Below are 12,333 nucleotides of genomic sequence, written 5' to 3'. Positions count from 1 at the left end.
CGAGCACCTCCGGCACGGTGGCGTGCGGGCGCGCCCACCGCAGCCGCACCACCTCGTCGTCGAGCAGGTGCGCCACCGCGTCGGGGTAGGTCTTGACGTACTCCACCGAGTCGACCCCGCCGACGCGGAACGTCACTCCGCCGAGCTCGTTGACCCAGACCGCGCTGACCTGCCGGTCTCCGGCGATCTCGGCGACCACCCTCGGCACGTGAACCGGTCGGCTCGGCGTACTCACGGCAGTGGCCACCCCCTCACGCACTACGCTTGCGGCTGTGGAACCGGTATACGGCACAGTCATCCAGCTCGCCCGCCTGGTCTGGCGCGCGCAGGGCCTGAGGTTCACCGTCACCGGCGTCGAGAACCTGCCGCGCACCGGCGGCGCGGTCATCGCGATCAACCACACCAGCTACTTCGACTTCACCTTCGCCGGGCTGCCCGCCTACCAACAGCACCTGGGCCGCAAGGTCCGGTTCATGGCCAAGAGAGAGGTCTTCGACCACAAGGTCACCGGCCCGATCATGCGCAGCCTGCGGCACATCGAGGTGGACCGCGACAACGGGGCCGCGTCGTTCGCCGAGGCGGTCCGGATGCTGAAAGAGGGCGAGTTCGTCGGCGTCTATCCGGAGGCCACGATCAGCCGCAGCTTCGAGATCAAGGACTTCAAGTCGGGCGCGGCCCGGATGGCGATCGCCGCCGACGTGCCGATCGTGCCGCACATCGTGTGGGGCGCCCAGCGGATCTGGACCAAGGGTCACCCGAAGAACATGAAGCGGCCCAAGGTGCCGATCTCCGTCGCCGTCGGTGCGCCGATCGAGCCCACGCTGCCCGCCGCGGAGCTGACCGCGCTGCTGCATTCGCGCATGCAGCATCTGCTCGCCGAGGTGCAGGACGCCTACGGGCCGTATCCGCCGGGGGAGTTCTGGGTGCCGCATCGTCTCGGCGGTGGCGCGCCGACGCTGGCCGAGGCGAACCGGATGGATGCCGAGGAGGCGGCCGCCAAGGCCGCCCGCCGCGCCGGACCGTCCACCGAGGCGCCGGGGTAAGCCGTGGAACCGGTCTTCCGCTCGCTCGAGATCGTGGCGATGCTGGCGGTACGGGCCACCGGAACGACGATCACCTTTCACGGGCTCGAGCACCTGCCCACCTCCGGAGGCGCTGTCATCGCGATCAACCACACCGGCTATGTCGACTGGTTGCCGGCGGCGCTGGCCGCGATGCACCGGAAGCGGCGCATGCGTTTCATGATCAAGGCCGAGATGAACGAGGTGAGGACCGTCGCCTACCTGATCAAGCACACCAAGACGATCCCGGTGGACCGCAGAGCCGGTGCCGGCGCGTACGCCCGCGCCGTCGAGGCGCTGCGCGACGGCGAGATCGTCGGTGTCTACCCGGAGGCCACCATCAGCCGCAGCTTCGAGCTCAAGGAGTTCAAGACGGGTGCGGCGCGGATGGCGCTGGAGGCCGACGTGCCCATCGTCCCGCTGATCGTCTGGGGCGCTCAGCGGATCTGGACCAAGGACCAGCCGAAGGCGTTGGGCCGCAAAAAGATTCCGGTCACCGTCGCGGTCGGAGCGCCGATCCCGCCGCGCGGCACCGTCGACGAGTTGAGCCACGCGATGCGGGAGGCGATGACCGGCGTGCTGTACGAGACCCAGCAGGGTTATCCGCAACCCCCGGGAGCGCCCTGGCTGCCGCGGCGGCTGGGCGGTACCGCGCCGACACCGGCGCAGGCCCGGCTGCTCGACGAGGCCGAGCTCGCCGAGCGGGCGCGCAGACGGGGCGAGTCATGACACCGGAACTCGTCGCGACCGACGTCGACGGAACGCTGCTCGACGACGACGAGACCGTCAGCCCGCGCACCCGCGCGGCGGTGCACGCCGTCGTCGACTCCGGCGCCCGGTTCGTCCTCGCCACCGGCCGGCCGCCACGCTGGGTGACCCCGGTCGTCGACCAGCTCGGCTTCGCCCCGATGGCGGTGTGCGCCAACGGCGCCGTCATCTACGACCCCGCGGTCGACCGCATCGTCAGCGCCCGCACGCTGTCGACCGACGCCCTCGGGGAGCTCGCCGAGATCGCCGGCCGGGTGATCCCGGGGGCCGGTCTCGCGGTGGAGCGGGTGGGCGCCAGCGCGCACGACGCCGCCACCCCGCAGTTCGTCAGTTCCCCGGGCTACGAGCACGCCTGGCTGAATCCGGACAACACCGAGGTGTCGGTCGAGGACCTGCTCAGCGCGCCCGCGGTCAAGCTGCTGATCCGCAAGGCCGGTGCGCGCAGCGCCGACATGGCCGCGGCCCTGGCCGCGCACGTCGGCCTCTCCGGGGACATCACCTATTCGACGAACAACGGGCTGATCGAGATCGTGCCGCTCGGCGTGAGCAAGGCCACCGGCATCGAGGAGCTGATCCGGCCGCTGGACATCGACGTGGCCCAGGTGGTGACGTTCGGGGACATGCCCAACGACGTGCCGATGCTCGCCTGGGCGGGACTGGGCGTGGCGATGGGTAACGCTCATCCCGAGGCGGTGGCCGCGGCCGACGAGGTGACGGCGACCAATGCCGAGGACGGCGTGGCCCGCGTCCTCGAGCGGTGGTGGGGCTGACTCAGGCCGGATTGATCGGCGGGGTGAAGCGTTCGAGCTGAACCGGTGCCGGGCCGTCGGTCTGGTGCGGCAGTTCCACGGGGACACCGTCGACCACCCGGGTGACCGTGCCCTTCTCGCGGTCGAAGTTGAGCGTGCCGTGCTGGAAGTTCTGCACGATCCACAGCGGCTCGGCGATCTCGGAGCTGGTCGGCAGACCGAGCGCACCGCGCTCGAATCCCAATGCGCCCCAAGCCTTGTACAGCTCACCGGTGACGGGTTCGGCGCCGCTCTCCGGAGACCAGTACACCGCACCGCGTTCGAACGTGACGTACCGCGCCGAGCCCTCGCCCGATGCCTCGGGCGAGGTGGGCTTGCCGAGATAGCTTCTCATCCCGCCCAGCGAGTCCCACTTGGCGAAGATCGCACCGCCGCGCAACTGTTCGGCGAGCTGCTCGGGCCCGGGCGGATCGTTGAATCGCGCGGCGATGTCGCGGATCTGGTCCATCACCGCGTAGGCCGCGTTGCCGGGGCACTCGGTGTTGCCGACGTCGCGGTGGGTGAAGATCGTCGGCAGAGTGGGCGACGAGCCGAACGGGAACTTCGTGAACGAGCCGCCTTCGGACGGCAGCACCACCGTGCCGCGGGGGTCGACGCCGGCCTGACCCAGTACCCAGCCGAGAAGTCTTGCGGTGGTGCGCAGTTGGATCGGGGTCGGGGGGACGTCGGTGAAGTTGCCGAGCATCGCCACGCCCCACGTGTTGTGGTTGAACCCGCCGGTGTGGGAGCCCTCGACGGGCCGGGTCATCCCGCCGGCCCGGCCCTCGAACACCTGGCCGTACTTGTCCACCAGGGCGTTGTACGCGATGTCGCACCAGCCGAGCGTGCGGGTGTGGTACTCGTAGATCGACCGGACGATCCCCGCCGAATCCTGCGGCGTGTAGTCGTTGCTGCCCGCGGAGTGGTGCACGACGGCGGCCTGAATCCTGGTGTCGTAGCGCGGTTCTCCGCAGCGCATCGATTCGTCGGCGCCCCACTCTGCACGATTGATGATGTGCGGTGGCTGGCCCGGCGGGGTGGCCGCGTTGGGTAGCGGAGCGAGGTCGGCCGGCGTCTCCGGCGGACTGATCAGCACGGCGTTGATGTTCTCGCCGAAGGGCTGTTCGACGGTGGCGGGCTTGTAGCCCAGCGCGGGGCGTGTCCCGGGCGCCGGGGTGGCGGGCCCGGTGGTCGGGGCGTCGTGAGGCCGGGTGACCGCGATCTGCACGGTGGTGGTGCGTCCGACGAAGAGCGGCTCGGTGCCGCGCGGGGCGCTGTGGCCGGTGGGGCCGACGCCCTCGAGCGTCTCGGCGTCGTACCACGGACCCCAGGAGCCGTCGGGCTTCTTCGCCCGCACCCGCGCGGTGGTACCGGTCAGATCACCGGAGGTCAGCGCGACTATCGAGAACGGGGTGTCCTGGTGGATCTCCCGGATGGTCTCACCGCCGCCGAGCGCGGCGAGCGGTTGCGAGACGACCTGGGGCGCGGCGATGGCGGGCGACGGATCGGGGTCCGGCGCGACGGCGATGCCGCGCACGAGCAGCGCCATCAGCAACACCGTCCCCGCGAGCGCGGCGATCAGCGTCGACCTCCGGCGACGACACAGCACGGATCGATGTTACGTATGCGTCAGGTGTTACTGGTGTTCCGACACGCGCGGAACGCGCGCCGACGGCACCGCACAGCGCTGGGCGTCTGCGGTGCCGTCGTCGTGGGTGGACCGGGGGAGCGGGTGGAACGTCGTTGTTGGTGGATGGCGTCAGGCGCCGGATTCCACCGCCGCTTCGGCGGCGCCGAGGCCGGCCTGCACCGGAGCCGCAGCAGCGCCCGCGGCGTCGGCCGCCGCGGCAGGTGCGGCGGCGGCTGCCGCGGCAGGCGGCTTGACCGCCGACATGATCGCGGGCATCAGCACGCCCTTGAGCAGGTCGATGGCCTCGCCTGCGCCCAGCGAGTTGGCCGCACTGGTCAGATCGCCGAGCAGGCCGCCGCTGCTGGACGCCACCGGCTGGGTGGCGGCGAGCGACGGGTCGCCGAGGATCGGGTAGGCGCCCAGCGCGGGATCCAGGCCGACCGGCGCCGAGATCGGCACCTCACCGGCGGCCGGCAGGCCGGCCGTCGAGATCGGCGCGGCACCGAGGACCGGGTCGGTCAGCGCGGCCGGCGTGCTGAGGCCCGGCGTGGTGAGGCTCGGTGTCGTCAAGCCGGGTGTCGTCAGGCTGGGTGTGGTCAGCCCGGGCGTGGTGAGGCTTGGTGTGGTCAGCCCGGGCGTGGTCAGGCTTGGTGTGGTCAGGCCGGGGGCCGTCAGCGCCGGGTCGGTGAGCGACGGGGTCGCGCCGACCGGGCTGGTCAGCGCGGGGTTGGCCAGGCCGGGGTCGGTCAGCGACGGCGTGCCCAGACCGGTGCCGCCCAGACCGGTGCCGCCCAGGCCGGTGGCACCCAGGCCGGGGGACAGGGTGGTCGGCGACGACGCCCCGGTCCCGGTCAGCAGGCCGGTCGGCAACGGCGGCAGATTGATCCCGAACTGCGAAAGACCCTGCGAGAGGGCGTTGATCAGTTCGCCGGGAAGGTCGGTGATGGTGGCGGCCTGCCGGAACTCGCGGTGCTGCGGCTCCTGGGACGGGCCGGTCAGCTGGGAGGCGGCGACAACTGCAACGGGACCCGCGACGGCCAGAGCGGCGACTGTGCTCAGGGCTGTCGAGAGCCGGCGGCGACGTCGGTTCGGCACGGAAGTCTCCTCAATACATGGACTACAGGCGGTAGAGCGCGGATACACGTCGTACGCGTTTGATGGTACTGATGTGACTGGTGAGACTAGAGTGACGATATGGAATCGTGAGCTAATCGCGACCTGCGCCGCTGCGCCAACTCGGGGTCGGCACCCGCCGTCGGATACCCTTGCTGCCGATGTTCTCCTCTGATTCCCGCCCGTCGACCGGTCCTTTCGACCTCTACGTCGTCGGCTCCGGGTTCTTCGGTCTGACGATCGCCGAACGGGTGGCCACCCAGCTGAACAAGCGGGTGCTGGTCCTCGAGCGGCGCTCACACCTGGGCGGCAACGCCTACTCCGAGCCCGAACCGCAGACCGGCATCGAGGTGCACCGCTACGGCGCGCACCTGTTCCACACCAGCAACCAGCGGGTGTGGGACTACGTGCGGCAGTTCACCGAGTTCACCGGCTACCAGCACCGCGTCTTCGCACTGCACAACGGCCAGGCGTATCAGTTCCCGATGGGGTTGGGCCTGGTCAGCCAGTTCTTCGGACGGTATTTCACCCCCGACGAGGCGCGCGCGCTGATCGCCGACCAGTCGGCCGAGATCGACACCGCCGAGGCGCAGAACCTCGAGGAGAAGGCGATCTCGCTGATCGGCCGCCCGCTCTACGAGGCGTTCGTCAAGGACTACACCGCCAAGCAGTGGCAGACCGATCCCAAGGAGCTGCCCGCCTCGACCATCAGCCGGCTGCCGGTCCGCTACACCTTCGACAACCGCTACTTCAACGACACCTACGAGGGCCTGCCCGTCGACGGGTACACCGCGTGGCTGGAGAACATGGCCGCCGACGAGCGGATCGAGGTACGGCTGGACACCGACTGGTTCGACGTCCGCGACGAACTGCGGGCGGCCAACCCCGATGCACCGGTGGTCTACACCGGCCCGCTGGACCGCTACTTCGACTACGCCGAGGGCCGGCTGGGCTGGCGCACGCTGGACTTCGAACTCGAGGTCCTGCCCACGGGAGACTTCCAGGGCACGCCCGTCATGAACTACAACGACGCCGATGTGCCGTTCACCCGTATCCACGAGTTCCGGCATTTCCACCCGGAGCGGTCCTATCCGGACGACAAGACGGTGATCATGCGGGAGTACTCCCGCTTCGCCGCCGACGACGACGAGCCGTACTACCCGATCAACACCGAGACCGACCGCGCCCTGCTGGCGACCTACCGGTCACGCGCCAAGGCCGAGACGGCTGCGGCGAAGGTACTGTTCGGCGGCCGGCTCGGCACCTACCAGTACCTCGACATGCACATGGCGATCGCCAGCGCGCTGAACATGTACGACAACACGCTGGCTCCGCACCTGCGCGACGGTGCGCCGCTGGTCGACCCCGACACAGAAAGCAATTGATATGAGTGACATCCCGTCCGGCGCGCTCGAGGCCGGGCAGTCACAGGCCGTGAGCCCCCTGTCCCGCGTCATCCTGCCCCGCCCCGGCGAGCCGCTCGACGTCCGCCAGCTCTACATCTCCGAGAACGACACCAACGCCCGGCGCGCGCACGCCCCCACCCGCACCACGCTGGAGATCGGCGCGGAGTCCGAGGTGTCGTTCGCGACCTACTTCAACGCGTTCCCGGCCAGCTACTGGCGACGCTGGTCGATCCTGGAGTCCGTGGTGCTGCGGGTGGAGCTGACCGGCAGCGCCCGCGTCGACGTCTACCGCTCCAAGGCCACCGGCGCCCGGATCACCGTCGGCGGCGCGCCCATCGCCGGCTCCGGCGACGAGCCGGCCGTGCTGGAGTTCGAGGTCGACCTGACCCCGTTCGAAGACGGCGGCTGGATCTGGTTCGACATCACCACCGACGCCCGTTCGACGCTGCACCACGCCGGCTGGTACGCGCCGATCCCCGCCCCGGGGCGCGCGAACGTGGCCGTGGGGATCCCGACGTTCAACCGGCCCTCGGACTGCGTCAACGCGCTGGCCGCCCTGACCTTCGACCCGTTGGTCGACGAGGTGATCAGCGCGGTGATCGTCTCCGACCAGGGCACCCAGAAGGCCAAGGACCATCCGGGCTTCGCGGCCGCCGCCGCGGCGCTGGGCAACCGGCTCTCGGTGCACGACCAGCCGAACCTCGGCGGCTCCGGCGGCTACAGCCGGGTGATGTACGAGGCGCTGAAGAACACCGACTGCGAACAGATCCTGTTCATGGACGACGACATCCGCATCGAGCCGGACTCGATCCTGCGGGCCCTGGCGATGAACCGCTTCGCCAAGGTGCCCACGCTCGTCGGCGGCCAGATGCTCAACCTGCAGGAGCCCAGCCACCTGCACGTGATGGGCGAGATGGTCGACTCCGAGAACTTCATGTGGACCGGGGCGGTCAACACCGAGTACGACCACAACTTCGCCAAGTACCCGCTCAACGACGAGGACGAGTACCGCAGCCGGCTGCTGCACCGCCGCATCGACGTCGACTACAACGGCTGGTGGATGTGCATGATCCCGCGGCAGGTGGCCGAGGAGCTCGGTCAGCCGCTGCCCCTGTTCATCAAGTGGGACGACGCCGACTACGGTCTGCGCGCCGGCGAGCACGGCTATCCCACGGTGACGTTGCCGGGCGCGGCGATCTGGCACATGGCGTGGAGCGACAAGGACGACGCGATCGACTGGCAGGCGTACTTCCACCTGCGCAACCGGCTGATCGTGGCGGCGCTGCACTGGGACGGCAATGTCAAGGGGCTGCTCCGCAGCCACCTCAAGGCCACCCTGAAACACCTTCTCTGCCTTGAGTATTCGACGGTTGCGATCCAGAACAAGGCGATGGACGACTTCCTCGCCGGGCCCGAGAACCTGTTCTCGATCCTGGAGTCGTCGCTGCCCGACGTGCGCGCGATGCGCGCGCAGTACCCCGACGCGGTCGTGCTGCCGAGCGCGACGACGCTGCCGACGCCGTCGGACAAGCGCTGGCGCAAGAAGGTGGAGATCCCCACCAACCCGGTGTCCATCTCGCTGCGCCTGGGCCGCGGCGTCGTGCATCAGCTCAAGGCGCACGATCCCGAGCACCACCGCCGCCCGCAGGTCAACGTCGCGACCCAGGACGCCCGCTGGTTCTCGCTGTGCAACGTCGACGGTGTCACGGTGACCACCGCCGACGGCCGTGGCGTGGTCTACCGCCAGCGTGACCGCGAGAAGATGTTCGCGTTGCTGCGCGAGTCGCTGAAGCGCCAGGCGCTGCTGGCCCGCAAGTTCAACCGGATGCGCAAGGCGTACCGCGCCGCGCTGCCGATGCTGACCAGCACGCAGAAGTGGGAGACCGTCCTGCTCGAGAGCTCCCATGCCTGACACGCCACACGGCGAGGACGCCGTGCTGGTGGCCGTGCAGTCGGCGGTGGCCGACCGGCCCGGCGTGCTGCCGCTGGCCCGCGCGCTGTCGCACTTCGGCGAGCACAGTCTGGGCTGGCTCACCGTCGCCGCGCTCGGAGCCTGGCTGGCGCCGGCCCGGCGCCGCGAGTACCTGACCGCCGGGGTGGGAGCGTTCGCCGCCCACGCCGCCGCGGTGATCATCAAACGGGTGGTGCGCCGCGAACGCCCGCACCATCCGGCCATCGCGGTCAACGTCGGCACCCCGAGCCGGCTGAGCTTCCCGTCGGCGCACGCGACGTCCACCACCGCGGCGGCCGTGTTGCTGGCCCGGCCCACCGGGCTGCCGCTGCCGGCGCTGCTGGTGCCCCCGATGGCGTTGTCGCGCATGGTGCTCGGTGTGCACTACCCGAGCGACGTGCTCACCGGGGTGGCCGTCGGGGCGATCGTTGCCAACGTGGTCGGCAGGGTGGCCGACGGGGTCGAAGGAGCGACACGATGAGCGCATCCCAGGTGGGTCAGCAGACGGGCTCGTCGTCGGCCGGGCCTCCCAAGAGCCTTCCCGCCGGCCTCGTCAAGGCGCTGCGCCCGCGTCAGTGGGTCAAGAACGTCCTGGTGTTCGCGGCGCCGCTGGCCGCCCTCGGCGACGACCGCTACGCCTACGACTACCGCGACGTCCTCATCCGGGTGTCGATCGCGTTCGTCGTGTTCAGCCTCGCGGCGTCGTCGGTGTACCTGGTCAACGACGCCCGCGACGTGGAGGCCGACCGGGCACATCCCACCAAGCGCTTCCGGCCGATCGCCGCCGGGGTGGTGCCCGAGTGGCTGGCCTACACGCTGGCCGTGGTGCTCGGCGTTGCGTCCCTGGCGATCTCGTGGATGGTCACCCCGAACCTGGCGCTGGTGATGGCGGTCTACATCGGCATCCAGCTGGCCTACTGCTTCGGCCTGAAGCACCAGGCCGTCATCGACATCTGCATCGTGTCGTCGGGCTTCCTGATCCGGGCGATCGCCGGTGGCGTCGCGGCCAATGTGCCGCTGTCGCAATGGTTCCTGTTGATGATGGCGTTCGGCTCGCTGTTCATGGCGGCCGGCAAGCGCTACGCCGAACTGCAACTGGCCGAACGGACCGGCGCGAAGATCCGCAAATCCCTGGAGAGCTACACCAGCTCGTACCTGCGCTTCGTGTGGACGCTCTCGGCGACCGCGCTGGTGCTCTGCTACGGGCTGTGGGCCTTCGAACGCGATGCGATGGGCGACACCTCCTGGTTCGTGGTGTCGATGGTGCCGTTCGTGATCGCGATACTGCGCTACGCGGTCGACGTCGACGGCGGCCTGGCCGGCGAGCCCGAGGAGATCGCGTTGAAGGACCGGGTGCTGCAACTGCTCGCGGTGGCGTGGATCGGAACCGTCGGTGCCGCAATCTTCCTCAGCTGATCGGCTGAGCCGCCCGTTCACGGAGGCGGCGGCCACCCGGCTGAACCGGTGGCCCGCCTTCCCGTACCACGTGTGGGTGCGGGTCAGCCTGTGGGTGAGCGTGGTGACGGTGGCCGCGCTGTTCGGCTGGGGCGCCTGGCAGCGCCGCTGGATCGCCGACGACGGCCTGATCGTGCTCCGCACGGTGCGAAACCTGTTGGCGGGTAACGGCCCGGTGTTCAACGCCGGCGAGCGGGTGGAGGCGAACACCTCGACGGTGTGGTCCTATCTGGTCACCCTCGGCGGATTCGTGGCGGGCTCCGCCCGGCTCGAGTACGTCGCGCTGGTGCTCGCGCTGACGCTCAGCGTGCTCGGTGTGGTGCTGGTGATGTTCGGCACCGCCCGGCTGTACGCCCCCGGCCTGACCGGGCGGCGCGCGGTGTTCCTGCCCGCAGGCGCACTGGTCTACATCGCGATCCCGCCGGCGCGCGACTTCGCCACCTCCGGCCTCGAAAATGGTTTGGTGCTGGCCTATCTGGGCCTGCTGTGGTGGATGATGGTGTGCTGGTCGCAGGGCCTGCGCCGCCCCGACGGCGAACGCACCTCACGCGGATTCGACGCGACGCTGGCGGTGGTCGCCGGAATGTCGGTGCTGGTGCGCCCCGAGCTCGCGCTGATCGGCGGCCTCGCGCTGGTGATGATGCTCGTCGCGGCGCCCACGTGGCGACGGCGGCTGGCGCTCGTCGTCGTGGGCGGCCTGATCCCGGTGGCCTACCAGATCTTCCGGATGGGTTACTACGGGCTGCTGGTGCCGGGCACCGCACTGGCCAAGGACGCCTCCGGCGCCAAGTGGGACCAGGGCCTGGTCTATCTCGCCAACTTCAATCAGCCGTACCTGCTGTGGGCGCCCGCGGTCCTGCTCATCGGGCTCGGCCTGATGGTGCTGTTACTGCGCGGACGGCCCTCCTGGGGCGACCGGGGCGCCCGCAAGGAGTCCGGCTGGATCGCCCGCACGGTGCAGAGCCCGCCCGCGGTCGTGGCGTTCATGCTGATCTCCGGTCTGCTGCAGGCGGTGTACTGGATCCGGCAGGGCGGCGATTTCATGCACGGCCGGGTGTTGCTGACCCCGCTGTTCTGCCTGCTGGCCCCGGTGGCGGTGATCCCGCTGCTGCTGCCGGACCGGTCCCGGATGGCGCGCGGCGCCGGATACCTCTACGCCGGGGCCACCGCGGTGCTGTGGCTGGCCGTGGCGGGATGGGCGCTGTGGGCGGCCAATTCGCCGGGGATGGGCGCCGACGCCACCCGCGTCACCTACAGCGGCATCGTCGACGAGCGCCGGTTCTACTCCCAGGCGACCGGTCACGCGCACCCGTTGACCGCGGCCGACTATCTGGACTATCCGCGGATGCGGGCGGTGCTCACCGCGATCGAGAACACCCCCGACGGGGCGTTGCTGTTGCCGTCGGGCGACTACGACCGGTGGGACGTGGTGCCGGCGCTGCCTCCGCCGCCGGACGTGCGCGCGGCGGCCGTCGGCGGGTACGTCGGCCCGCACACGGTGTTCTTCACCAACCTCGGCATGCTCGGCATGAACGTCGGGCTCGACGTGCGGGTGATCGACCAGATCGGGCTGGCGAACCCGCTGGCCGCCCACACCGCGCGGCTCACCGACGGCCGCATCGGCCACGACAAGAACCTGTTCCCCGACTGGGCGGTGGCCGAGGGCCCGTTCCTCAAGGAACCGCCGTGGATTCCGCAGTATCTGGACGAGGACTGGATCCGGCAGGCCGAGGCCGCGCTGAAGTGTCCCGAGACCGACAAGGTGCTCGACGCGATCCGCGCGCCGATGGGTTTCCGGCGCTTTCTGTCCAATGTGATGCACGCCGCGGAGTACACCCGGTACCGCATCGACAGGGTGCCGCTGTATGAGCTTGCGCGGTGCGGTCTTCCGGTCCCCGAACCGGTCGATCCGCCGTACACCGGGCTGCCCCCGACCGGGCCGTGAGTGATCGGAATCTGTGCCGGATTTGGCCAGTCGGAGGGTTTTCTGCTTACGTAACGTAGTGGACACGTCCGTCGGATAAGGCATGTGACGGGGATCGCGGGCGAGGCTCGCGGCGAGAAGAGATGACCACAAAGGTGTGGTTGACTACACGGGCACGATGCCGGGTCGGGGATCGGCGGCTCGTTGCTGCTGTACGAAAACAGATGGGACAGAAAC

At 70.0% G+C, this 12,333-nt stretch carries 10 protein-coding genes and 1 pseudogene; 8 read left to right on the top strand and 3 right to left on the bottom strand.

Going from position 1 to position 12,333, the window contains the following annotated elements:
* A pseudogene (locus MCHUDSM44219_RS28325) lies at positions 1–235 on the bottom strand (aminoglycoside 3'-phosphotransferase); the annotation flags it as partial.
* 37 nt (positions 236–272) lie between these two features.
* Here MCHUDSM44219_RS28325 and MCHUDSM44219_RS28320 point away from each other — a divergent pair.
* Genes MCHUDSM44219_RS28320 through MCHUDSM44219_RS28310 form a run of 3 tightly spaced genes read left to right on the top strand, consistent with a single transcriptional unit; the run spans position 273 to position 2,599 of the window.
* Positions 273–1,043, top strand: coding sequence for a lysophospholipid acyltransferase family protein (locus MCHUDSM44219_RS28320; RefSeq protein ID WP_048421609.1), 771 nt, complete (start codon positions 273–275; stop codon positions 1,041–1,043).
* 3 nt (positions 1,044–1,046) lie between these two features.
* Complete coding sequence (locus MCHUDSM44219_RS28315) at positions 1,047–1,790, top strand: lysophospholipid acyltransferase family protein (RefSeq protein WP_048421608.1); 744 nt, start codon at positions 1,047–1,049, stop codon at positions 1,788–1,790.
* A complete protein-coding gene (locus MCHUDSM44219_RS28310; RefSeq protein WP_048421607.1) occupies positions 1,787–2,599 on the top strand; it encodes a Cof-type HAD-IIB family hydrolase in 813 nt (270 codons plus the stop codon). Before MCHUDSM44219_RS28315 ends, MCHUDSM44219_RS28310 begins: the two co-directional genes overlap by 4 nt.
* Position 2,600: 1 nt before the next feature.
* Here the strand turns inward: MCHUDSM44219_RS28310 and MCHUDSM44219_RS28305 are convergent, their stop codons facing one another.
* Positions 2,601–4,226 (bottom strand): N-acetylmuramoyl-L-alanine amidase, encoded by a 1,626-nt coding sequence (locus MCHUDSM44219_RS28305; protein ID WP_048421606.1) that lies wholly within the window; start codon positions 4,224–4,226, stop codon positions 2,601–2,603.
* Between the two features lie 150 nt (positions 4,227–4,376).
* On the bottom strand, positions 4,377–5,342 hold the full coding sequence (locus MCHUDSM44219_RS28300; protein ID WP_048421605.1) for an exported repetitive protein Erp: 966 nt from the start codon (positions 5,340–5,342) through the stop codon (positions 4,377–4,379).
* Positions 5,343–5,521: 179 nt separating this feature from the next.
* Between MCHUDSM44219_RS28300 and glf the strand changes: the two genes are divergently transcribed.
* The 5 genes from glf to zomB are packed head-to-tail and all read left to right on the top strand — an operon-like array spanning position 5,522 to position 12,117.
* Complete coding sequence (gene glf / locus MCHUDSM44219_RS28295) at positions 5,522–6,745, top strand: UDP-galactopyranose mutase (protein WP_048421604.1); 1,224 nt, start codon at positions 5,522–5,524, stop codon at positions 6,743–6,745.
* A gap of 1 nt (position 6,746) precedes the next feature.
* On the top strand, positions 6,747–8,678 hold the full coding sequence (locus tag MCHUDSM44219_RS28290; protein WP_048421603.1) for a glycosyltransferase: 1,932 nt from the start codon (positions 6,747–6,749) through the stop codon (positions 8,676–8,678).
* Positions 8,671–9,198: a phosphatase PAP2 family protein gene (locus tag MCHUDSM44219_RS28285; protein WP_048421602.1), complete on the top strand. Its 528-nt coding sequence runs from the start codon at positions 8,671–8,673 to the stop codon at positions 9,196–9,198. The genes MCHUDSM44219_RS28290 and MCHUDSM44219_RS28285 overlap by 8 nt, the downstream gene beginning before the upstream one ends.
* On the top strand, positions 9,195–10,133 hold the full coding sequence (locus tag MCHUDSM44219_RS28280) for a decaprenyl-phosphate phosphoribosyltransferase (RefSeq protein WP_048421601.1): 939 nt from the start codon (positions 9,195–9,197) through the stop codon (positions 10,131–10,133). The genes MCHUDSM44219_RS28285 and MCHUDSM44219_RS28280 overlap by 4 nt, the downstream gene beginning before the upstream one ends.
* Positions 10,111–12,117 (top strand): terminal beta-(1->2)-arabinofuranosyltransferase, encoded by a 2,007-nt coding sequence (gene zomB / locus MCHUDSM44219_RS28275; RefSeq protein WP_082162444.1) that lies wholly within the window; start codon positions 10,111–10,113, stop codon positions 12,115–12,117. The genes MCHUDSM44219_RS28280 and zomB overlap by 23 nt, the downstream gene beginning before the upstream one ends.
* Positions 12,118–12,333 lie beyond the last annotated feature (216 nt).

The sequence above is a fragment of the Mycolicibacterium chubuense genome (assembly GCF_001044255.1).
Taxonomy (GTDB): Bacteria; Actinomycetota; Actinomycetes; order Mycobacteriales; family Mycobacteriaceae; genus Mycobacterium; species Mycobacterium chubuense.
Note: the sequence above shows the minus strand (reverse complement) of the source record. Positions and strands in the feature narration are given on the sequence as shown.